Genomic DNA, 23,563 nt, shown 5'->3' on the forward strand with positions numbered 1-23,563 from the left:
CACGAAAGTAGATTAAAACAACCAGACGCCACGGATCACCAGCGCCTGGTTGTTTCGCTACTATGAGTTATTGTCAGCTGTCAAAAATGCATAGCTGCCGTTTAGAGGAACAGTCTCAGTAAACGTTACAGATTTAAATGACTACAAACCGCTATTTACCGCGGCTTTCTTCGTCATTCATCTTAAGAATGCTCATAAACGCCTCCTGAGGCACCTCCACAGACCCCACCGCTTTCATTCTTTTCTTACCGGCCTTTTGTTTCTCCAGCAATTTGCGTTTTCGGGTAATGTCACCGCCATAGCATTTAGCCAGAACGTTTTTACGATAAGCCTTGACGGTGCTGCGGGCGATAATCTTGTTGCCGATGGCTGCCTGAATCGGAATTTCAAACTGTTGCCGCGGAATGGTTGTTTTCAACCGGGCTACAATGGCCTTGCCGCGGTCATAAGCAAAGTCTTTGTGAACAATGGTGCTTAGGGCATCAACCGGATCGTCGTTGAGCAGGATGTCCATTTTGACCAGATCACTTTGACGGTAACCAATAATTTCGTAGTCCAGACTAGCGTATCCTTTGGTGCTGCTCTTGAGGTCGTCAAAGAAGTCATAGATGATTTCGGATAACGGTAGTTCGTAGATCACATTAACCCGATACTTATCCAGATAATCCATCGTAACAAATTCGCCGCGCTTACGCTGGGATAGTTCCATGACCGGCCCGACATAATCGTTTGGCACCATAATCGAAGCCTTCACGTAGGGTTCGCGAATTTCTTTGATTTCACTGGCATCCGGCATGTCAGCTGGGTTATCAATGGTCTTTTCGGTTCCGTCTGTCAGGACTACCTGATAGTCCACACTTGGCGCTGTCATGATTAAATCAAGGCCATAGTCGCGTTCCAGGCGCTCCTGGACGACATCCATGTGTAACAGCCCTAGGAACCCACAACGGAAGCCAAAACCAAGCGCCTGGGACGTTTCTGGTTCGAACTCTAGCGCCGCATCGTTGAGCTGTAATTTTTCCAATGCTTCGCGCAAATCATTAAACTTCGCATTATCGACTGGGAAAAGTCCGGAGTAAACCATTGGCGTGATTTTCCGGTAGCCTTTTAATGGTTCTTTTGCCGGCCGATCCGCTAGTGTGACAGTATCACCGACACGAGTATCCTGAATCGTCTTAATTGATGCAGTAATGTAGCCGACATCCCCTACCATCAAAAAGTCGCGCTTAACGGCTTTAGGCGACATAACCCCGACTTCTGTTACCTGAAACTGCTTGCCGTTGCTCATCAGCTGAATGGTGTCACCGACCTTGACCTGACCTTCCTTAACGCGGACATCAAGCACAACGCCACGATAATCATCGTAAACCGAATCAAAAATTAAAGCTTGCAAGGGTGCGTTTATATCTCCAGATGGTGCAGGAATGTCTTTTACAATCCGTTCAAGAATTTCCGGAACACCGAGCCCGGTTTTGCCACTTGCCAAAATCGCATCGGAAGCATCAAGGCCGATCATTTCCTCGATTTCTTCTTTGACCACATCCGGCTGGGCGCTGGGCAGGTCGACTTTATTGATGACAGGAATAATTTCCAGATCATCGTCAATCGCCAAATAAACATTGGCGAGCGTTTGGGCTTCGACCCCTTGAGTGGCATCGACAACTAACAGTGCCCCTTCACACGCCGCCAGACTGCGACTGACTTCATAACTAAAATCAACGTGTCCCGGCGTATCAATCAAGTGGAAAATATAGGGTTCGCCATTTTTGGCTTTATAGTGCAATTCGACCGCGTTGAGTTTAATCGTAATCCCGCGCTCCCGCTCAAGCGCCATATCATCAAGCACTTGCGCCTGCATGTCACGCTTGGCAATGGTGTCGGTTAATTCCAAAATGCGATCGGCAAGCGTCGATTTGCCATGATCAATATGGGCAATAATCGAAAAATTGCGGATATGCTTTTGTCGTTCCAGCATTTCTTCATGATTCATCTTTAATAGTGCCTACTTTCTAAGCGAACGTTTGATTCTTATTATAGCAGAGCGTGAGCTGGCGCGGTTAGAAACCGGAGTGTAAGTGGCCTTGGGCGTGATGGTCCGGTTTTGGCCATTGCGACCAAGGTCCTTACATGCAGGTTTCTGCGCCAGCGAACGCGTTTCAAGCAGAGCGTGAGCCGGCGCGGTTAGAAGTCGGAGTATAAGTGGCCTTGGGCGTGATGGCCCGGGCTTAGGCCATTGCGACCAAGGTCCTTATACGCAGACTTCTGCGACTGTGAGCGCGTTTCCGCAACCAGACAAGTTAGATTGAAGTTGCCAGACAAGGATATCAAAAAATCGGTTCCAGCGACAAGTTGCCTCCAGAACCGATTTTTTTGTGTCAATTAATTTTAGCGCTTTATTTCCCGCCTTTAAACGCTTCTTTAACACGGTCAAACAACGTGCCATTATGCGGCGTGACATCTTCACCGCTGGCAGCAGCAAATTGCATCAATGCTGCTCTTTGTTTCTCATTCAGATGCTTTGGCGTTTGAATTTCGACGGTAACAATTTCATCGCCGGTTCCGTTGCCGCGCAGTCTTGGCGCACCCTTACCGCGTAGTCTGAACTTAGTCTGGCTTTGGGTACCTGCCGGGATCTTCAACTCAACCGGTCCATGAACCGTATCGACTTTGATTTCGTCGCCCAATGCAGCCTGCGCAAAGCTTAATGGGATGGTCAGATAGATTTCTGCGCCGTCCCGTTGATACTTTTTGCTTGGTGCAACTCGGAAAACAATGTACAGATCACCGTAAGGCCCGCCGTTGGTTCCCGCTTCACCAGCTTGTTGCAGCCGCATTTGCTGACCGTCTTCAACGCCGGCTGGAACCTTGACATCAATAGTGTGACGTTCTTGTTCATGACCGCTACCATGGCAAGTCGGGCACTTTTCTTTGATTTCTTTACCGGTACCGCCGCAGACGTCGCAAACCTGGCGTGTCATCATCGTGCCAAAGGCCGTATTTCGTTGTACCTGGATGTAACCGGTACCATGGCACTTATGGCACGTTACCGGGCTGGTACCCGGTTTAGCGCCACTACCATGACAGGTATGACAAACAGCTTCGCGATCGTAGGAGATCTTGGTATCTTTACCAAAAATCGCCTCTTCAAACGTCAAGTCCATCCGGTATTGTAAATCGGCGCCTTGACGCGGTGCTGACGGATTCGCTTGAGCACCACCACCAGCTCCGCCAAAGAATTGGCTGAAGATATCGTCAAAGCCGCCGCCAAAACCACCTTGGCCACCGAAATCGCCAAAGCCGCCTGCCTGGCCTCCTCCTGCGCCGGCGTTGCCAAATCCCTGCGGACCATCAGCAGAACCATACTGATCATAGGCCGCACGTTTCTGGGGATCAGACAGGACCTGATAGGCTTCATTTATCTCTTTAAACTTTTGCTCTGCACCTGGTGCGTGATTGAGATCGGGATGATATTTTTTCGATAGCCTGCGAAAAGCCTTACGAATGGTGTCATCATCGGCATCCCGGCTCACACCGAGCGTCTCATAATAATCTTTCTGATCCGCCATGAGTTCCTCCTCGATTCAGATCGTGACTGAAAATGCCAATTCAGCATAGCATAATTCAAACAAAAAGCCAAAACCGCGCCGCGGCTTCGGCTTTTTGCTGATGATCTGCGACCTTACTTCTTATCGTCGTCAGAAACATCCTTGTAATCGCCATTGATGGTATCATCGTCAGACTTCTTGTCGGTACCGCCTTGCGTTGCACCGGTTGCAGCACCACTCGCAGCGCCGCCTTGTGCCTGCTGATTCTTCTGGGCGTTTTCATAAAGCTTAACGGTCATGTCCTGAACCAGCTTGTTCAAGTCGTCCCGCTTTTGCTTCATGTCATCAAGGTTGTTTTCTTGTTGCGCTTTCTTCAAAGCTTCTTGAGCATCCTTGACTTTCTTGATATCTTCTTCAGGAACCTTGCCGTCAACGTCCTTGAGTGTCTTATCAGTCTGGAAGAGTAACTGATCGACATCGTTCTTCAAGTCGACTTCTTCCTTACGCTTTTCGTCGGCTTCGGCGTTTTCTTCGGCTTCCTTCTTCATGCGTTCGATTTCTTCATCGGACAAACCACTGGAACTCTTAATGGTGATGTTCTGTGACTTGCCGGTGCCGAGATCCTTGGCAGAAACTTGAACGATCCCGTTCTTATCGATATCAAACTTGACTTCGATTTGCGGAACCCCACGTGGTGCCGGCGGAATATCCGTCAATTCGAAGCGACCAAGCGTTTTGTCATCCGCTGCCATTGGCCGTTCACCTTGCAGAACGTGAATGTCAACGGCCGGCTGGTTATCAGCTGCAGTTGAGAAGACCTGGCTCTTGGAAGTCGGAATGGTCGTGTTACGATCGATTAATTTGGTGAAGACACCACCCATGGTTTCAATACCCAGTGACAGCGGGGTAACATCCAGCAGGACAACATCCTTAACATCACCGGAAATGACACCACCTTGGATAGCAGCACCCAAAGCAACAGCTTCATCAGGGTTGATACTGTGATCTGGGTCTTTGCCGGTCCATTCTTTAACGGCTTCCTGAACCGCCGGAATTCGTGTAGAACCACCGTTCAAGATAACCTTGTCGATGTCAGCGTTGGTTAGCTTGGCATCCTTCAACGCATTTTCAACCGGTTGCTTGGTCTTGGCAACCAAGTCAGCGGTCATTTCGTCAAACTGAGCACGCGTCAAAGTGCGTTCCAAGTGCAACGGTCCATTAGGGCCAGCAGAGATAAATGGTAGACTGATCTGGGTCTGGGTAACGCCAGACAGATCCTTCTTTGCCTTTTCAGCAGCATCCTTTAAACGTTGCATGGCCATCTTGTCCTTAGACAGGTCGATGTTGTTGTCCTTCTTGAATTCGGAAACCAACCAGTTGATGATCTTGTTATCAAAATCATCCCCGCCCAAATGGGTATCGCCATTGGTTGACAGAACTTCAAAGACGCCATCACCTAATTGCAGAATGGAAACATCAAAGGTCCCACCGCCAAGGTCATAAACCAGGATCTTTTCATCCTTGTCGCCTTTGTCCAAGCCATAAGCCAATGCTGAGGCGGTTGGTTCGTTAATGATCCGCTGAACATTCAAGCCGGCAATCTTCCCGGCATCCTTGGTAGCTTGACGCTGACTGTCATTGAAGTAAGCCGGCACGGTAATAACGGCATCTTTAACCGGTTCGCCCAGATAGTCTTCAGAAAATTTCTTGATGTATTGCAGAATCATCGCAGAAATTTCCTGAGGGGTGTATTCCTTGTCGCCAACCTTAACCTTGTAATTGGCTTCGCCCATGTGGCGTTTGATCGAAACAATCGTATCCGGGTTGGTAATTGCCTGACGCTTGGCAACTTCACCGACTTGAATTTCACCATCTTTAAAAGCAACAACAGACGGTGTGGTCCGATTGCCTTCAGGATTTGTAATGATCTTTGGCTGATTGCCTTCCAAAACCGCAACAGCTGAGTTGGTGGTTCCTAAGTCAATACCAATAACTTTACTCATATTGTTATACCTTCTTTATTTTCAGTTTAATTATTTAGCAACAACGACCATAGCAGGGCGTAAAACGCGATCTTTGAGATAATACCCTTTTTGCAGGACCTGAGCGACAGTATCAGCTGCGTGTTTGTCATCAGCCGCGACTGTTTGTACAGCCTGTTGGGTATTCGGGTCGAATTTTTCACCGGTGCCATCAATAGCAGTGATGCCGTTCTCCTTCAAAGCACGCTCCAAATGGTCATAAACCATCTGGACACCTTTTTTCAGTGAAGCAGCACTATCATCTTTGGCCTCGGTTGCAAGCGCACGTTCAAGATTATCGACAACTGGCAAAATCGCCTTTGCTAACTTCTGGCCGTCGTACTTCAGCATCTTCTGTTGCTCTTTTTCGAACCGATGATTCATGTTTTGAATCTCCGCGGCTGCTCGCAGATATTTATCTTCAAATTCATCACGTTCTTTCTTCAACTGTTCACCGTCATGTTGGCTGGTTTTCAGTTGATCATTGAGATCAGCGATGCTTTCTTTCAGAATTTCTTCTTTAAGCGAAGATCCTGACGTTTCAGCAGGTTGCTTTGCCTGTTTGGCGGTATCTGCCGCGGTTTGCTTTGCTTTTTTCTCTGCCATGGTATCCTCCCTTTAAACCATATTTGCCAGTCGTCATGAAGCAACGCTAGCAAATATTTTTTAATATTCATTGATCAAAGTTGGCATAATAATCCGTCAACCGTTTTGCCAGCTCTTCACGGAAAACATCCAGCAGTCCGATCATTTTCGAATAAGGCATCTGTGTCGGGCCTAGCAAGGCGATCATCCCGGTGCCGTGATCACCAACATCGTAGCTAGCGGTGATCAAACTGAGGTTGGCCAAATCAATTGGCTTAAGCTCCGGCCCCAAACGTACTTGAACCGGCGTTTGGCGAATCGGTCCGCCAAGCAGTTCCGTCAGATCACCGTGATCAGCGTCAATCAATGACATAATCTTTTTCAGTTCATGGATATCGGAATCGCCTAGGTAATCCATCAGATTCAACCGTCCGCCAACGTAAAAGCGCTCGGACGCAGCTGATTTCAAAACGTTACCAAAGATATCCAAGAAGCCTTCAGGACTGGTCAGATACTGCATTAACATCGAAGGCACATCGGTTTTCAGCCGCTGTGCAACTTGAATTAATGGCAGTCCAACGAGTTGATCATTGACAATTCGAATCGCCTTTTCAAGCTCATCGGATGAGATGTTTTGCGATACGGTAAAGACCTGGTTTTCAATGTTACCGTTATTCGTGACCAAAATCGCCATGACTTGGTGATTGCCTAATGGAACAAGGCGAAAACCTGTCAGCTTGATATTGGTTACTTCAGGTCCCAAGCTAATGGCCGTGTAACTCGTCAGATTGGACAAAATTTGCGCACTTTGCGCGACAATCTCATCCATCTTATTGTATCGCTGGCTAAATGCCTGCTTGATAGTCGCCAGTTCTTGATGCGAAACACGCACCGGTTCAACAAGGTGATCGAGATAATAACGATAGCCTTGCGTTGACGGTACACGCCCGGAACTGCTGTGGGTCTTGGTGATCAAACCGGCATCTTCTAGCGACGCCATATCATTACGGATTGTGGCGGAACTGACATGAATGGGCAGCTCGCGCATCAATCGCTTTGAACCAACCGGCTCTCCGCTTTCAGTAAACAGGCGGATGATTTCTTTTAAGACGAGCACTTGCCGTTTCGTCAACATTTTCTCACCTCACCTTTAGCACTCGTTTCGCGCGAGTGCTAATACACTGAATAATATACCAAGCACCGTTAGCAAAGTCAAGGCGACATTGCTAAAATCTTCAGTGTTTTCGGTGTTTCTAGCCAGTGGCGGCCATTTTTTCAAGAAAAAAGAGCCGTTTAAATAAGCGGCTCGTCAAGCAAAAACTGTTGAAAGACTTCGTTACCTAAAAACTTGCCCTTGTTGGTCAGCCGAATGAAGCCATCATTGCGCTGTAACAAGCCTTGGCTTTCCAACTCAGGTACGGTCTCGCCATAAACGGCATCAACGGTCAGATGATAGCGCTGATAGAAGCGTTTTTCACTTACGCTGCGCATGGTTCGCAAACCAAGAAACATTTCCTCTTCAATTTGTTCGGACACCGGAACCAAGTGATGGGCCAAAACCGGTAAACGATCGGTGTGAAGCGGCGTAAGGTACTGTTTGATCGGACCATAATTGTGATACCGATCGCGACCAAGATAACCAAACGCACCAGCTCCAAAGCCAAAATATTTGTCATTTTGCCAGTAAAGCAGGTTGTGTTGGCATTGATAGCCATCCTTGGCAAAATTGCTGATTTCATATTGATGTCTGCCATGTGCTTCCATTAAATCAATGGCATCCTGGTACATATCGGCTTCGACATCCTGCGTTGGCAAGCGCAATTTGCCCTGGCGCATCAAATTATAAAAGATGGTTTTCCGTTCAAGAATGAGTGAATACGTCGAATAATGCGGTAAATCCAAATCGAGTGCTTTTTGTAGACTATTTAAAAAGTCGTTCCGGCTTTGATCAGGTAATCGGAAAATCAAATCAATCGACAGATTATCAAAACCGACTTTTCTGGCATTGGCAATCGCGACATACACATCCTTGGCGCGATGAATCCGTCCGATCCGTTTGAGGACATCGTCGTTAAAAGACTGAACCCCGATTGATAGTCGATTGACACCATAATCATGCAAAACCTGCAACTTATCGGTCGTCAGCAAATCATTGGGGTTCGCCTCAAACGTGAATTCACCAGAATCGAAGTGCAAGATGTCGCGAATGCCTTGGCAAAGTGTCGCTAACTGTTTGGGCGTCAACGTTGTAGGTGTCCCGCCGCCGACATACACCGTTTCGATTTTCTCATCGGGGTGCTCTGACATGACCATCCGCATTTCCTTAAGCAGCATCGCAACATAGTCATCAACCGGCTGACCTTCAATGAAGACTTTATTGAAATCACAGTAGTAACAAATATGTTCGCAAAACGGAATATGAATATATGCGCCTGCCATTTTAACCCTTCCTCGCGAAATACTGACGGACCGCCGCTTCATCTTTCTTTAACTGGATAATCAAACCTTCTGCATTGGCAAATTTCACTTCACCGCGCAGATAGTGGTACCAACGAACCTGGACAGTTTTGCCATAGATCATGCGGCTAAAATCGAGCAGATTAATCTCAAGCGTCACATCGCGATCACTGCCAAACGTGACATTGCGGCCAATCGAAGCCATCCCCAGATACCAAGTACCATCCACGTTTACCGTCACGGCATAAATCCCGATGCCAGGAAGCCGCTGCTGACCTAATGTTGCCAGATTAATGGTCGGAAAGCCAAGTTCTCGACCACGGGCTTCGCCATGCACCACTTTGCCAGTCGTTAAATAAGCGTACCCTAATAGCTCGTTTGCCGTATCGATATCCCCTTGATCCAACGCATCACGAATCCGGGTCGAACTGATTTTTGCACCATCTTCGGCCAACTTAGGTACGCTAACAACTTCAAACCTGCCGTGCGCGTAGTCGGGCAGCAACGCCATATTGGCAATCGCGCGTTTACCGTAAGTATAGTCAAAACCGGCCACAACTGTATCAGCTTTCAAGCCCACCAAATACTGATCCACAAACGCTTGCGGCGATAAGGCAGCAAATTCTGGTGTAAAGTGAACAAAATACAACAAATCCACGCCTAATTGCCGCATTAGATCAATCTTTTCGTCACGCGTAGACAGATACTGAATCGTTGTTTTACTAACGCCGCGATAAACAACAGCCGGATGAATATCAAATGTCATCACGGCTAACGGCAATTTTTTGGTTAAAGCTATTTGCTTTCCTGCTTTAATCACGGCTTGATGGCCGCGATGTACACCATCAAAGAAACCCAGCGTTAAAACAATGGGCTGTGGCGGCGCCGCTGATGCCTGCAACGGCGGGTGAATATCAATGACTTCCATTAAAATTATCTCTCATTCTTCTCATTCGCTAAAAACATAATATCAGGGCGATACTGCTGCTTTTCGAACCGATAAATCGCCTTCAAAACGCCAGCATAGTGTAGACGAACCCGTGGCGCATGCAGCTGAAGGGTCAAAAATCGGCCATGCCGGACATCTTCATATTGATTTGTCGTCAAATCGACTTGCGGTAAATCGGCAAATGCAATGTCAATCGGTTGAATCACTGCCGCTAAAGTGCCCTCAGCAATATGTTGCCCCAAGGCTTCAAGACTGACCGCTTGGGCTAATGTAAAGCCGCCGCTTTTAATCCGCGTCAATTGGCTCATCACTGCAGCGACGCCTAGCGATTGGCCAACATCAACTGCCAAGGTTCGGATATAGGTCCCCTTAGACACCGCAGCCTCAAAACGAAAACGTTGGATCCCTTGAGTTGCATCGAAAACCGGTTCACTGGTTCGCTCAAACCGTTTTACCGTTACCTGACGTTTTGGCCGTTCAACCGACTCACCTGCTCGGGCATATTCATACAACCGTCTGCCATTGACTTTGACGGCTGAAAACATCGGCGGCACTTGGGTAATTTCGCCCGTCAATTGGGTGAGTGCCTGATCCAGTTCATGCACCGGTACCGGCTTCACCATCGGCGTTCGCTTCACCACCTCACCATCAAGATCTTCAGTGGTCGTTGCAAAGCCAAGTGTGATTTCGCCGGTATAAATTTTGCCACTGGCCATTAATTGGGGCACGGCTTTGGTTGCCGCGCCAATCGCGAGCGGCAAAACACCGTCAACGTTTGGGTCAAGCGTGCCGGAATGACCGATTTTTTTAATGTGAAGAAGCTTGCGTGCATGATAAACGGCATCGGCACTGGTCATGCCGGTCGGTTTATACAGCGGAAGAATGCCGTTCATGAATTCGGCCCCTTTCAATTTTTAAAATTAAAAAACGCTGACTATTGTACGCCATCACGCTTTTGGCTTGGTATACATACTGCGATGATGCTTGGCATGCACCGCATGTCGCCATCCTGCCCAAATGAAAATCAACACCACCAAAATCGAAAAAAGCCAGTCCGGCGTTTTAACGTTAATCATAGGCAAACTTAATCCAAGCTTGATGGCAATAAGACCAACAAGGACATACGCCGCAGTTTCCAGTTCAGGTACCCGGTCAATGAAGGTCGTGATCACTTGAGCAACAATCCGCATCGCCAAAATACCTAAGCAACCACCGATTAAAACAATGACCGGATTACTGGAGACAGCCAAAGCTGCCAGGATTGAATCAACTGAGAAGACAATATCGAGGCTCTCAATTTGAAAAACCGTTCCCCATAAACCATGAACGCGTTTGGTTCGCTTGCCGGTGTTACTTTTAGGATGACGAACCGCATAAAAATAACTGGCACTCATCCATACCAGATACAAAGCGCCAAGTGCCTTAATCGGCCAAAACTGTAATAAGTAAGTTCCCAGTCCGATGGCAATGAAGCGAAACAGATACGCCCCACCCATGCCATACATCAAGGCCTTTTTGCGATCCGACTCGGCCTTAAGCTGTTCAGTCTGGGCAGCGAGAACAACCGCATTATCAACGGAGAGCATACATTCTAAAAGGATTAAGCTAAAAATCGTGACTAAGCCGCTGATCGAAAAAGCCAGCTGCCAGTTGTGGATAGAAAAGAATGGTCCGTATAAGGCCCCTAAAAACTTGATCGTGATCCTTCCCTTCTCAATGCTTATTATTATACCGTTCAAGCCAGGAAAGCTAAAGCGGCTATTGCGAGAAAAAGAAGACTGCTCGTTGCATGATGATGTTATTGAAAATTGGTGCACCAAAAAAGGATCCAGTCTTTGCGACTGAACCCTCTCTGGTTGAACAACGCTATTCTAAATTCTTGCGCCGCACTTCGTTAATTAACTGATCAATACGGGCACCATACTGAACGGATTTGTCTTGAGCAAATTCGATTTCCGGCACCTTGAACAGCCGAATCCGCTGCCCGACTTCACGCCGAATCAGTCCACTGGCTTTATCCAAGCCGGTTTGGGCTGCTTCGACTTTATCAGGTGCATCATCGAGAATACTGTAGAAAATGGTGGCATGTTGCAGATCACCGGTCAGTTTGACTCCGGTAATCGTCACGCCTTTGACCCGCGGATCGTTAACATCCTTTAACAAGATATCATCAACTTCACGTTGGATCTGAGTCTCAACTCGACCGATACGATGCTTCATCTGCGAATTACCTCCTGTTGAGCGTGAGCCGGCGCGCTTAAAGGCCAAAGTGTAAGTGGCCTTGGGCGTGATAGCGCTCTTTGTCATTGCGACCAAGGTCCTTACACGCAGGCTTCTGCGCCGGCGAACGCGTTATGGTGGAGCGTTCGTCAACTTTTCACAGCCAGCAAACGCCTATCCCTTAAATGACTTCCGTACACTGTTTACTTAACCGGTACTTCTTCCATTGTAAAGGCTTCGATCTGATCACCGACTTTAATATCATTATAATTCTCAATGGTCAGCCCGAGTTCAAAGCCTTGGCGAACTTGCTTGACATCATCTTTAAACCGACGAAGTGAACCAAGTTTGCCTTCATACTTGACAATACCATCACGGATGAGGCGAACGCCGGCATCGCGGGTAATATACCCGGAGTCAACGTAACCACCGACAACCGTGCCGACTTTGGAAACCGGAATCGTTTCACGAACGGTGACCGTACCGATAACCTTCTCTTCATAAGTTGGCTCCAGCATACCCTTCATCGCAGACTCGACTTCTTCGATTGCCTTGTAGATGACACTGTGCAGGCGAATATCAACATCATCCTGTTCTGCCTGCGCCTTAGCCATTGCGGTCGGCCGAACGTTGAAGCCAATGATGATGGCATTACTTGCTGCGGCCAGTGTCACATCACTTTCATTAATCGCACCAACTGCTTGGTGGATAATGTTGACCCGAACGCCTTTGACTTCAATCTTCTCAAGACTACCTGCCAAAGCTTCAACAGATCCTTGGACATCCGCCTTGATGATAACGTCAACTTCTTTGAGTTGACCTTCTTTCATCGTTTCAAACAGATTGTCCAACGTGACATGCGTTGTGTTCTTGCGTTCTTCTTCTTGAGCCCGTTTTGCCCGTTCTTCACCGGCCGCCCGCGCAGTCCGTTCGTCCGCAAAGACAACGAACTTATCAGCGGATTGCGGCACGTCATTGAGTCCGGTAATTTCGACTGGCATGGATGGCAACGCATCCTTGACCCGGCGGCCATGATCGTTGGTCATAGCACGGACACGGCCAAAGGTATTCCCGACAACAATCGGATCGCCGGTATGCAACGTCCCTTGTTGAACCAAGACCGTTGCAACTGGTCCCTTGCCTTTATCCAAACGTGCTTCGATAACCGTACCGACAGCTCGCTGATCAGGGTTAGCCTTCAATTCGAGCACATCCGCTTCCAGTAAGATCATTTCCAATAATTCGTCAATGTTCTTACCGAATTTAGCTGAGATTTTGACAAAAATCGTGTCGCCGCCCCAGTCTTCTGGAATCAGCCCATATTCGGTCAATTGCTCCATGACGTGTTCCGGATTGGCACCTGGTTTATCGATTTTGTTGACCGCTACAATGATCGGCGCCTTGGCAGCCTGGGCGTGATGAATCGCTTCAATGGTTTGCGGCATCACACCATCGTCAGCAGCAACCACCAGAACAACAATATCGGTAATATCAGCACCGCGCGCCCGCATGTTGGTGAAGGCCGCGTGCCCCGGAGTATCGAGGAACGTAATCAAGCGATCACGTAATTTAACTTGATACGCGCCAATATGCTGCGTAATGCCACCGGCTTCGCCTTCAGTCACGTGCGTATGCCGTAACTTGTCCAGCAAGGTTGTTTTACCATGGTCAACGTGCCCCATGATCGTCACAACTGGCGGCCGTGGCTGCAAGTTGTCTTGGTTCTTGTTTTCTTCTTCGAACACTTTGTCCAAATCGGAAATATCTTCGTGAACCTTTTCCTTCGCGTCAATACCATAATCGGTGGCCAGAAGTTCGATGGTGTCTTTGTCTAGGCTCTGGTTTTGGTTGACCATCACGCCCAGCATAAACAGTTTCTTGATTAATTCAGCTGGCTCACGGTGAAGGATCTTGCCCAGTTCCTGAGCATTCATCCCAACTTCATAATTCAAGACTTCTGGTAACGGCCGCTCTTTGCGCTGTGGCATTTCCTTCTTCGGCTGGCTCTGCTGACGGCGCTTGTTCTTCTTGTTGCGTCGGTTGCTGTTGCGGTTAAACCCGTTGCGATTCCCAAAGCTGTTGCCGCGACCAAAGTTGTTATTCCCACCACCGCGCCGACTATTGCGGTTGTCCTGACTGCCGACCGTTGCTGGTTTGGCAGCTGGCGTAACGGCAGCCGGTTTTGTAAAGCGTTGATTGGTTTTTGCAGCTGGTTGTTGTTCGGTGCGAGGACGCTGTTCTGTCCGTTGCGGCCGTTGTTCCGTTTGTGGCCGCTGCTTCGTCCGAGTCGACTCAGAGCGTTCAGGACGTTTACTCGCTACGGCTGGTTTAGCCTCTTGTTGGCGCTTTGGCTGTTGTCGTTCGGATTCCGGCTTGACGAATTTCCCGCCATTGCCTGCAACGGGACGCGGATTGCCATTGGCTGCGGTCGGACGTCCGGCACGTGGCATTGGGCCAGTCACACGTTGGTTGTCAAACCGGCGATTACGATCGCGCCGATTGCGATCATTCGGGCGATTGTTATTCGCAGAACGGTTGTTATTGTTGCTGCGATTGGTATTGCGGTTTCCTGTTTTAGCAGCTGCTGCCGGTTGCTCGCCACCGCGGTTGTGATTCCCGGACTTATGCGCTGTCTGGGTGCCCCGTGGTCGCAAAATCGTTGACTTACTTAAAATGATTTTACCGTCAGCAGTTTTGTTGGACCGTGCCGGCTTATGCTCATGCCGGGTCGGTTTTTCTGCAGCTGCATGCTGATTATCTTTAGCACTTGCAGGCGCTGCTGCTGACTTGGTCGGTTTAGCAGCCGCTGATGTTGAAGGTGTTTTAGCTGCTGAAGACTTGCTCAACACCCCCTTGATTTTTGCTTCTTGATCTTGATCGATCGAGGACATGTGATTCTTTACTTCGATACCCAAGTTTTTGGCAATATCGATCACGTCTTTATTATCGACGTGCATTTCTTTGGCAAATTCATAAACGCGTTTTTTGCCCATTTCTTCACGCTCCCTGCAATTTAGGTGAGCAGCTCTTGCATCTTCTTGGCGAAGCCTGCATCTGCCACGGCAATGATTGAACGATCACTACCAATAGCCTGTGATAAGTCCATTTTGGAGAATACTGTCACCAAAGGAACTTTATAGTAGCTGCTTTTATCGGAAAACTTCTTGCGGGTATTGGCACTTGCGTCACTGGCGACGAACACCAACTTTGCATCGCCGGAACGAATCGCTCCTAACACCAGTTGGTCACCGGTGGTAAGGCGACTGGCGCGGCGGGCCAATCCCAATAAATTCAAAACGGCTTGTTTTTGCATGGTTACTTGCCGAATAGTTCCTGACGCGCCTTTTGGTGATCGACATAAGCAAAAAGATCATCATAAAAGGTCGGGTCAATGGTGATACCGAAGGCTGCGTCAATCAGTTTCTTTCCCTTAGCCTGTTTCACAGCATCAGGATTCAACGCTACATATGCGCCCCGTCCTGCTGCTTTGCCAGTCGGATCGATTGCGACAACATTCTCCTTGTTCTTAACAATCCGAACAAGTTCTTTCTTGGGCATCATCGTGTTGCTTAGCAAGTCCTTGCGCATTGGAATCTTACGCTTTTTCATGGCTCGCCTCCTTATGCCTGTGACTGGTCGTCAGCGTTTGGGGTGACCGGTGTTGCCTCGGATGTGTCATCCGATTGTTCGGCTTCGGTTGGTTCATCGCTAGCTGCCTCGGTGTTGTCGACCTGATCATCTGACGCCTCTGCTGCTTCAGCTTCCGCCTCTGACAACTCATCGTCATCCACGAATTCAACTTCGGACTCTGGCTTAATATCGATCTTATAGCCAGTCAACTTTGCGGCAAGCCGCGCATTTTGACCTTTTTTACCGATGGCCAGTGACAGCTGATAATCAGGAACGATCACGGTTGCCGAACGGTCATTATCTTCATCGTTGAATTGAACCGCGATGACCTGTGCCGGATTCAAAGCATTGGCGATGTAATCAGCAGGATCTTCTTCCCACTGAACAACATCCATGTTTTCGCCTGACAGCTCATTGACCACCGCCTGCACTCGAGCACCGCGCGGGCCAACCGTCGTACCGACAGCATCGACAGCATCATTAGTCGCCCGAACCGCAATCTTCGTCCGATCGCCGGGTTCACGCGCAATGTTGACAATTTCAACCGTACCGTCGAAAATCTCCGGAACTTCTTGCTCAAACAAGCGTTTAACCAAGCCCGGATGCGTTCGACTAACGAAGACTTGCGGGCCTTTGCTGGTATTTTCGACCTTGGTCACATAAACCTTGATGCGATCGTGTGCCTCATACTTCTCGTTCGGCATCTGATCTTGGCGGCCTAAAACGGCTTCGATCTTACCTAAGTTAACGTAGATGAACCGATTATCGCGCCGCTCGACGACCCCTTGTAAAATTTCATCTTCATACTGAGAATACTCATCATAGACAATACTGCGTTCGGCTTCCCGCACACGCTGCATAATCACCTGCTTGGCGGTTTGGGCAGCGATTCGTCCGAAGTCCTTCGGGGTGACTTCGAATTTGATTTTGTCGCCGATTTCGTAAGCCTTATTGATCGCCAAGGCATCCTTGAGGCTTACTTCCAGTCGCGAATCAAAAACTTCATCAGTTACTTCTTTGACAGCATAGACATGAATGTCGCCTTGTTTAGGATCAAATTCCACATCGACATTTTGCGCCTGATTGTAATTACGCTTATACGCGGAAACCAATGCGGCTTCCAAAGCTTCGATCACAACCTCTTTCTTAACGCCTTTTTCTTGCTCTAAGGCGTCAAGTGCTTGGATCATTTCCTTTGACATGCTTTTCTTACCTCCACTAGAATTCGATCGCCAACCGTGCAGAAGCGATCAATTTTCGGTCGATGACCTGATCGAATTTGCGGCTTTTATCTTTGACCGTTAATGTCAACTGGTCAGGTTTCAGATCTTTCAAAGTACCTTCGAAGATTTTCTTACCGTCCAGCTTCTTGAATAGCGAGACATGAATATAGTCGCCGACTGCCTGCTCATAATCCATCTCACGTTTCAACGGTCGCTCGGCACCGGGACTGGAAACTTCAAGGAAGTATTGTTGCGGAATCGGATCCGGGTCCATACTGTCCAGTTTCTCGGACAAAGCTTCGCTGACCAACACACATTCATCCAGTGTGATGCCACCTGGCTTGTCGATATACACCCGCAAGTACCAGCCGCCGCCTTCCTTCACAAATTCGACATCCGTGAGGTAAAAATGATGGTCGTCCAAAATCGGTTTGACCAAAGCGGTCACGGTTTCAACAACCGATTGCGTACTCAAGCCACCGCCTCCTTTATTGTTCACTCAAGACCTTTGATTCTAACGGTTGCCAGACAAACATCATGACGTTCGCCAATAAAAAGAGTGAGCATCGCTGCTCACTCACCGCCAGAACCTTACTTTACTATTGCTACAATACCATAGATAGCCGCCACTTGCAAACAGGCAGTCCGTTGTGGTAGTAAGCGTCACTACCAACTTCACATGATTTTGCTACTTTGAGGTTATGCCACCATCATATTGCCTGACATTTTAAAATAATCCGTCAAAAAGCGAGAGTTGGTTCTCGTCTGGTAAATCATCTAGCACATGGTTGGTTGTCATGTAATCAATCAGTGTCTTAGAGACTTTACCACGATTGGCAAGATCTTCTTTAGACAGGAACGGTTTCTCTTCGCGGGCAGCAACAATCTGTTTCGCAACGTTATCGCCCAACCCCGGAACCGCGCGGAACGGCGCCAGAATCGTGTGGTCATCTTGAATCAGAAAATCATGCGAATCAGACTTAGTGACATCAATCATTTTAATCTTGAAGCCGCGTTCCAGACATTCGTTGGCAATCTCCAGCACGGTCAGGAGTTGCTTCTCTTTCGTCGAAGCATCCATCCCTTTGTCAGTGATTTCCTTCATGGCGGCCTTAACCGCTTCTTTGCCGTGGCTCATCGCGGCCAGGTCAAAGTCTTCCGCACGCACGGAGAAGTAAGCCGTGTAGTACACCAGCGGATAATGAACCTTGAACCAGGCAATTCGTAACGCCATCAAAATATAAGCCGTGGCATGGGCCTTCGGGAACATATACTTGATCTTCAAGCAGGAATCGATGTACCAGTCCGGCACGTTTTCATTTTCCCGCATGGCTTTTTGCCAATCATCCGGAATCCCACGCCCTTTACGAACGTGTTCCATAATGTTAAAGGCCATCGAGTCATCCATGCCCCAATGAATCAAGTCCATCATGATGTTGTCACGACAACCAATGACTTCTTTTAGCGTGACAATGCCTTGCTTGATCAATTCCTCGGCATTACCTAACCACACGTCGGTCCCATGTGAAAGACCGGAGATTTGAAGTAATTCGCTGAAGGTTGTCGGTTTGGTTTCTTCGAGCATGCCGCGGACAAACCGAGTACCAAATTCAGGAATGCCCAGTGTGCCCATTTTCGAGTTGATCTGTTCAGGGGTAACCCCGAGACTTTCAGTGCCAGAGAAAAGCGCCATCACACCAGGGTCATCAGTCGGAATTGACTTCGGCTCAACTCCGGATAAATCTTGCAACATGCGGATCATGGTCGGATCATCATGGCCCAGTACATCCATTTTCAAAATGTTGTCATGAATCGAATGGAAATCAAAATGCGTCGTCATCCAGGCAGCGTTTTGATCATCTGCCGGATACTGGATCGGGGTAAAGTCGTAAATATCCATATCAGCCGGGACGATTAGAATGCCGGCAGGATGTTGCCCGGTTGTTCGTTTAACCCCGGTATCACCTTGCGCCAGCCGATCGATTTCGGCTCCGCGCAGTTGCTGGCCAGTGTCACGTTCATAAGCTTTGACATAACCATAAGCTGTTTTGTCAGCAACCGTACCGATTGTTCCGGCCCGGAAACTGTGATCCTCACCAAACATGACCTTGATATAGTTATGGGCGATCGGTTGATAATCACCGGAAAAGTTCAAATCAATATCTGGCACCTTATCGCCGTGGAACCCGAGGAAGGTTTCGAAAGGAATGTCGTGACCGTCTTTGTGCAGCTCAGCGCCACACTTCGGGCAGACCTTATCAGGTAAGTCAAAACCGGAACCGACTTCGCCATGCGTAAAGAATTCACTGTATTGACACTTAGGGCAGCGATAATGCGGCGGCAACGGATTGACCTCGGTAATGCCCGCCATTGTCGCTGCCAAACTAGAGCCAACCGATCCTCGCGAACCAACCAAATATCCGTCCTTGTTCGACTTTAAAACCAGTCGTTGGGCAATGTTGTAGATGACCGAGAATCCGTTACCAATGATACTTTTTAACTCTTTGTCCAGCCGTTGTTCGACGATTTCCGGCAAAGGATCACCATATAATTCATGAGCGGTGGTCATGACATCATGCTTGAGTTTGTCTTCCACACCAGGCACGTCAGGCGTATAGAGTTTGGTTTTGACTGGCGAAATGTCATCGTCAATCCAGTCAGCAATCAGATTGGAGTTGGTCACAACCAATTCTTTGGCCTTTTCAGCACCTAGCCAGTCAAAATCATCCAGCATTTCCCGAGTTGAGCGAAAATGCACATCAGGCAAACTGTGACGATTCAGCGGGTTGGCACCGCCTTGGCTATGAATCAGAATTTTGCGATAAATGGCATCGTGTTGATCAAGGTAATGAGCATCACCGGTGACCACCACCGGTTTCTCCATATCTTCGCCGATTTTGATAATTTTTTGCAAAATATCCTTTAGATGCGATTCGCCTTTGATCAAATCTGCTTCCAACAAGGGCTGATAAACCGATAATGGCTGGATTTCAAGATAATCATAGAAAGCAGCCTTTTCCCGGGCCTCGGCTTCCCCTTTTTGCATCATTGCCGTGAAAACTTCACCATTGGAGCAGGCCGATCCGACAAGCAAACCTTCACGTAATTTTTGCAACTGACTGCGTGGCACCCGTGGTACGCGGTAGAAATATTTAACATTAGAAAGTGAAACCAGTTTGAACAGATTCTTCAATCCCGCCTGCGTCTTAGCCAAAACCACGGCATGACTCGGTCGGGCAGCCTTGTAAGCATCGCCCGCTCCAACCCGATCATTCAGCTGATTAAGCTTGGTCATGCCATAAAGCTTGGCCGCTTCCTTTTCCAACGCGTAAAGCAAATAACCGGTTGCCTCGGCGTCGGCGTTGGCGCGATGGTGGTGTTCCAGACTGACCTTATATAGCTTAGCCAACGTATCGAGCTTATGATTCTTGCGTTCCGGATGCAGCATGCGCGACAATTCCAGCGTATCAATAACAGGATTCTCGATGTCCGGTAGTCCGTGGCGTTCATACCCGTTATCCAGGAAGCCCACGTCAAACGTCACATTGTGGCCAACCATAATGGCACCGTCACAAAATTGCTGGAAAAGTTTGAAGACTTCTTCTTCCGATTTCGAACCGTGAACCATGTCATCTGTAATATGCGTCAAATTAATCGTCAATTCTGACAAGGGAAAACCAGGATCGATCATTTCTTCAAATTGATCAATCACTTGACCATCTTTCATCTTAACCGCGGCCAATTCAATGACCTTGTCATAGACCGCTGATAATCCGGTTGTTTCAACGTCAAAGACGACATATTCGGAATCGGCAAGGTCGCGAGGTTCGTTAGCGCGATAAGCGACAGGTGTGCCATCGTCAACTAGGTTAATTTCAACGCCGTATAGCATTTTTAATCCGGCCTTATCTGCCGCTGTGTGTGCTTCTGGGTAAGCCTGCAAGCCGGCATGATCCGTCACGGCAATGGCTTTATGACCCCATTCTTTTGCGCGGTTAACAAAATCGGTGATCGAATTCGTTGCATCCATCTGGCTCATGTTGGTATGCAAATGGAGTTCAACCCGTTTTTCACCTTCCACGTCATCAGTCGGATCAGGGTGTGAAACGGTTTGAATATCCTGGGCATTAATCGTCAATTCACGGGAATAATTATCTTCCTGAACGCTGCCTCGGACGCGTAACCATTGGCCTTTTTGAATTCGGGCAAACATTGCCTCGTCATCGGCACCGTTACTAAACTTCTTGGCAATGAAACTGGAACTGTAATCCGTGATTTTAAAGATTAATAATTGGCGCTTGGAGCGTAACTCGCGCACCTCGACATCAAAAACGTAGCCTTCAACGGTAACGGATCGCTCTTCTTGTGTGATGGTCACCATCTGCTGTGGCGGATCGCTCATTTTTAGCTGACGACCCATTTGAACTGGGCCATCAGTGCTTTCTTGTTTCTGCTTGGCGGCTTGGCGTTTAACCACTTCGGCCGCGGCCTGCGCCATTTTGGCCGTTTGGGCGGCTTTTTGGGCTTCGAAGGCAGCGACTGACTGAGCAGCCTGCTCTTCATCAACATCTGCCTGCATCCGCAACCCGGTGAATCCGACTTGCTGATAGGTCTCCTCAAGCTTGCCTAAACCCTGATGAATCAAGTATTGGCGAACCTGTTCGTTTTCCGCGGTGATCACCGCACGACCATTGACCAAGGTCGGAACCTGCTTTTCACACAACTCCCGCACGATCCCAGTACCGATTTCCGCGTTTTGCACGACAAACCGCCAATATTGAGCCAGCAATTCATCGGTTAAAACCGGATGAGCCACCGCAATGGTCAAGTTAGTTTTGGCAATTTGTTTAAACGCAAGCGGCAATTGGGTCGCCAGTGGATTAAAAATCTGAAACGGCAGAATCGCAGGGAATCCCAGCGTAAAGTCATACCTCTGTGATTGCTCGTGGATGGTCACGCCTTGGACCACACCTTCTGCCAGCGCCGGATCATTTTTGACATCCGCTGGCAAATCAAGCTGATCCAGTAATTTTTCAAACATCTCATGTTGGGATAAAGCCAAATTGTGCACCCCTCTTAGATGGCAGAAACTGGGACAACCCGCCACGTGGTGATCAATGCCATGTCGAAATTACTTTTGTCATGGCGATCATCGGATTGGCGATTTTGCCCCAGCATCATCGTAATCAATTATGCTTTTGCTTGTTCTTGTTTATGCAGCTGGGCCATGAGGATTTTGATCGAACTGATCAGCTCTTCCTTCTTGACTTCAATGGTCTCGCCGGTTTTACGCAACTTTAGTTCAACAATCTCGTCGACCGCTTTTTTCCCGACTGTTACGCGTAATGGTACCCCGATCAAGTCAGAATCAGCGAATTTAACCCCCGGTCGCTCATTACGGTCATCAACCAAAACACTGTAACCAGCCTCTTCAAGCATACTTTCGATTGAAGCTGTCAGCGTCTTTTGTTCCTCGCGCTTTAGATTAACCGGAATTAAGTGAATGTCAAATGGTGCGATCGTCGTTGGCCAAATCAAGCCATGATCGTCAGCTTGCTGTTCGGCAATCGCTGAAAGCAAGCGCGAAACACCGATCCCATATGAACCCATGATGATGGGTTGGCTGCGGCCATTTTCGTCGAGAAAATTGGCACCCATGGTTTCTGAGTAACGTGTGCCCAACTTAAAGATATGGCCGATTTCGATCCCACGGGTAAACTTAAGCACGCCCTGCCCATCCGGCGAGACTTCGCCTTCCTTGACAAATCGGATATCAGCAAAGCTTTCCGGCGTGACATCGCGATCAAAGTTAACATTTAGAAAATGGGTGTGCGCCTTATTAGCACCTGCCACCAAGTTCGTCAAGCCGCTTAAACTGTTATCGGCAATAATCCGCACGTCTTTGTCGACGTTAACGGGACCGATATTGCCAACTTCGGCATGCATGACCGTCTCAACCTGTTCAGGGGTTGCCATTTCAAGAAAGTCTGCACCTAAAATGTTCTTTAGCTTGGTGTCGTTCACTTCATAATCACCACGCACCAAAGCCAGGACTGGCGCGCCATCAGCCATAAACAAAACGGCCTTAATCAGCTTTTGTTCTGGTACCTTCAATAATGCGGCAACTTCCGCAATGGTTTTGGCATCTTTGGTATCAACCGGTTTTAATTCCGCCTGAGCTTCTACGCCTTGCTTAGGTAGCGCCATGCTGGTGGCCATTTCCAAATTGGCAGCATAGTCGGAACTATCCGAATAGACGATAGTATCTTCACCGATGGGCGCAATCGCGGAGAACTCCTTGGAATCCTTACCGCCCATGGCCCCACCATCACCGATAATGGTGCGGTAGCGCAGCCCTAAGCGATCAAAGATATTGGTGTAAGCATGCTCCATCTGGCGATAAATCGTATCCAGATCCTGATCATTGCTGGTAAACGAATAGGCATCTTTCATAATAAATTCACGACCGCGTAAGACGCCGTAGCGTGGACGATCTTCATCACGAAACTTATCCTGAATTTGATAAAGAACCAGCGGCATGCGCTTGTACGATTTTAGTTCATTGCGAACCAAGTCCGTGAAGGTTTCTTCATGGGTCGGCCCCAGAATCATTTTACGATCCTGGCGATTTTTCAACTTAAACAGGTTCGGTCCATAAGTTTCATAACGTCCGGATTCTTCCCAGAGTTCGGCTGGCAACAAGACCGGCATCTTCATCTTAACCGCATCAATCTTCGTCATTTCATCGTCAATGATAGCTTCAATGCGAGTTAGGACGCGTTCAGCGAGCGGCAAATAAGCGTAAACACCAGCTTGAACTTGGCGAACAAAGCCAGAACGCAACATCATTTTATGTGATTTTGCTTCCGCTGAACTCGGTACTTCTTTTTCTGTGGGAATAAACATCCGTGATTGTTTCATGTCAGCCTCCAA

Annotated in this window: 17 protein-coding genes; all 17 read right to left on the reverse strand. The window is 48.3% G+C overall.

What is annotated here, in order from left to right:
• Positions 1-151: 151 nt before the first annotated feature.
• Positions 152-1,990: a translation elongation factor 4 gene (lepA, locus tag LACSTY_RS07610; RefSeq protein WP_306390905.1), complete on the reverse strand. Its 1,839-nt coding sequence runs from the start codon at positions 1,988-1,990 to the stop codon at positions 152-154.
• Between the two features lie 403 nt (positions 1,991-2,393).
• A complete protein-coding gene (gene dnaJ / locus LACSTY_RS07615; protein ID WP_049169449.1) occupies positions 2,394-3,566 on the reverse strand; it encodes a molecular chaperone DnaJ in 1,173 nt (390 codons plus the stop codon).
• Between the two features lie 113 nt (positions 3,567-3,679).
• Positions 3,680-5,548 carry a molecular chaperone DnaK gene (dnaK, locus tag LACSTY_RS07620; RefSeq protein WP_049169450.1) on the reverse strand — a complete coding sequence of 623 codons (1,869 nt, stop codon included), beginning with the start codon at positions 5,546-5,548 and terminating at the stop codon, positions 3,680-3,682.
• Between the two features lie 30 nt (positions 5,549-5,578).
• Positions 5,579-6,172, reverse strand: a complete 594-nt coding sequence (gene grpE, locus LACSTY_RS07625) for a nucleotide exchange factor GrpE (protein WP_087912220.1) — start codon at positions 6,170-6,172, stop codon at positions 5,579-5,581.
• Positions 6,173-6,239: 67 nt separating this feature from the next.
• Complete coding sequence (gene hrcA / locus LACSTY_RS07630; RefSeq protein WP_049169452.1) at positions 6,240-7,286, reverse strand: heat-inducible transcriptional repressor HrcA; 1,047 nt, start codon at positions 7,284-7,286, stop codon at positions 6,240-6,242.
• Positions 7,287-7,444: 158 nt separating this feature from the next.
• Positions 7,445-8,590: a radical SAM family heme chaperone HemW gene (hemW, locus tag LACSTY_RS07635; RefSeq protein ID WP_087912221.1), complete on the reverse strand. Its 1,146-nt coding sequence runs from the start codon at positions 8,588-8,590 to the stop codon at positions 7,445-7,447.
• A 1-nt stretch (position 8,591) separates the two neighbouring features.
• Positions 8,592-9,536, reverse strand: coding sequence for a riboflavin biosynthesis protein RibF (ribF, locus tag LACSTY_RS07640; RefSeq protein ID WP_087912222.1), 945 nt, complete (start codon positions 9,534-9,536; stop codon positions 8,592-8,594).
• Between the two features lie 5 nt (positions 9,537-9,541).
• Positions 9,542-10,450, reverse strand: a complete 909-nt coding sequence (truB, locus tag LACSTY_RS07645; protein ID WP_087912223.1) for a tRNA pseudouridine(55) synthase TruB — start codon at positions 10,448-10,450, stop codon at positions 9,542-9,544.
• 54 nt (positions 10,451-10,504) lie between these two features.
• Complete coding sequence (locus tag LACSTY_RS07650) at positions 10,505-11,296, reverse strand: TerC family protein (protein ID WP_191981854.1); 792 nt, start codon at positions 11,294-11,296, stop codon at positions 10,505-10,507.
• Between the two features lie 127 nt (positions 11,297-11,423).
• A complete protein-coding gene (gene rbfA, locus LACSTY_RS07655) occupies positions 11,424-11,777 on the reverse strand; it encodes a 30S ribosome-binding factor RbfA (RefSeq protein WP_003565780.1) in 354 nt (117 codons plus the stop codon).
• Between the two features lie 203 nt (positions 11,778-11,980).
• A complete protein-coding gene (gene infB / locus LACSTY_RS07660) occupies positions 11,981-14,770 on the reverse strand; it encodes a translation initiation factor IF-2 (protein WP_087912224.1) in 2,790 nt (929 codons plus the stop codon).
• Positions 14,771-14,790: 20 nt separating this feature from the next.
• Positions 14,791-15,090, reverse strand: a complete 300-nt coding sequence (locus tag LACSTY_RS07665; protein ID WP_049169456.1) for a YlxQ-related RNA-binding protein — start codon at positions 15,088-15,090, stop codon at positions 14,791-14,793.
• Between the two features lie 2 nt (positions 15,091-15,092).
• Positions 15,093-15,386: an RNase P modulator RnpM gene (gene rnpM / locus LACSTY_RS07670; RefSeq protein WP_010488102.1), complete on the reverse strand. Its 294-nt coding sequence runs from the start codon at positions 15,384-15,386 to the stop codon at positions 15,093-15,095.
• Between the two features lie 11 nt (positions 15,387-15,397).
• Positions 15,398-16,609: a transcription termination factor NusA gene (gene nusA / locus LACSTY_RS07675; RefSeq protein WP_049169458.1), complete on the reverse strand. Its 1,212-nt coding sequence runs from the start codon at positions 16,607-16,609 to the stop codon at positions 15,398-15,400.
• 16 nt (positions 16,610-16,625) lie between these two features.
• The gene (gene rimP / locus LACSTY_RS07680) at positions 16,626-17,105 is read right to left on the reverse strand and encodes a ribosome maturation factor RimP (RefSeq protein WP_025012466.1); all 480 of its coding nucleotides are present in this window, start codon (positions 17,103-17,105) and stop codon (positions 16,626-16,628) included.
• Positions 17,106-17,357: 252 nt separating this feature from the next.
• Positions 17,358-21,692 (reverse strand): PolC-type DNA polymerase III, encoded by a 4,335-nt coding sequence (locus tag LACSTY_RS07685; RefSeq protein WP_087912225.1) that lies wholly within the window; start codon positions 21,690-21,692, stop codon positions 17,358-17,360.
• A 128-nt stretch (positions 21,693-21,820) separates the two neighbouring features.
• A complete protein-coding gene (locus tag LACSTY_RS07690; protein WP_087912226.1) occupies positions 21,821-23,551 on the reverse strand; it encodes a proline--tRNA ligase in 1,731 nt (576 codons plus the stop codon).
• Positions 23,552-23,563: the final 12 nt, after the last annotated feature.

This window comes from Lacticaseibacillus styriensis, from assembly GCF_030770295.1.
Classification (GTDB): domain Bacteria; phylum Bacillota; class Bacilli; order Lactobacillales; family Lactobacillaceae; genus Lacticaseibacillus; species Lacticaseibacillus casei.

Coding starts and splice junctions, on each gene's coding strand:
- LACSTY_RS07690 (WP_087912226.1), bottom strand. CDS start 23,551: ATGAAACAATCACGGATGTTTATTCCCACAGAAAAAGAAGTACCGAGT.
- hemW (WP_087912221.1), bottom strand. CDS start 8,590: ATGGCAGGCGCATATATTCATATTCCGTTTTGCGAACATATTTGTTAC.
- LACSTY_RS07665 (WP_049169456.1), bottom strand. CDS start 15,090: ATGCAAAAACAAGCCGTTTTGAATTTATTGGGATTGGCCCGCCGCGCC.
- dnaK (WP_049169450.1), bottom strand. CDS start 5,548: ATGAGTAAAGTTATTGGTATTGACTTAGGAACCACCAACTCAGCTGTT.
- nusA (WP_049169458.1), bottom strand. CDS start 16,609: ATGTCAAAGGAAATGATCCAAGCACTTGACGCCTTAGAGCAAGAAAAA.
- ribF (WP_087912222.1), bottom strand. CDS start 9,536: ATGGAAGTCATTGATATTCACCCGCCGTTGCAGGCATCAGCGGCGCCG.
- truB (WP_087912223.1), bottom strand. CDS start 10,450: ATGAACGGCATTCTTCCGCTGTATAAACCGACCGGCATGACCAGTGCC.
- rbfA (WP_003565780.1), bottom strand. CDS start 11,777: ATGAAGCATCGTATCGGTCGAGTTGAGACTCAGATCCAACGTGAAGTT.
- dnaJ (WP_049169449.1), bottom strand. CDS start 3,566: ATGGCGGATCAGAAAGATTATTATGAGACGCTCGGTGTGAGCCGGGAT.
- infB (WP_087912224.1), bottom strand. CDS start 14,770: ATGGGCAAAAAACGCGTTTATGAATTTGCCAAAGAAATGCACGTCGAT.
- lepA (WP_306390905.1), bottom strand. CDS start 1,990: ATGAATCATGAAGAAATGCTGGAACGACAAAAGCATATCCGCAATTTT.
- grpE (WP_087912220.1), bottom strand. CDS start 6,172: ATGGCAGAGAAAAAAGCAAAGCAAACCGCGGCAGATACCGCCAAACAG.
- rnpM (WP_010488102.1), bottom strand. CDS start 15,386: ATGAAAAAGCGTAAGATTCCAATGCGCAAGGACTTGCTAAGCAACACG.
- hrcA (WP_049169452.1), bottom strand. CDS start 7,286: ATGTTGACGAAACGGCAAGTGCTCGTCTTAAAAGAAATCATCCGCCTG.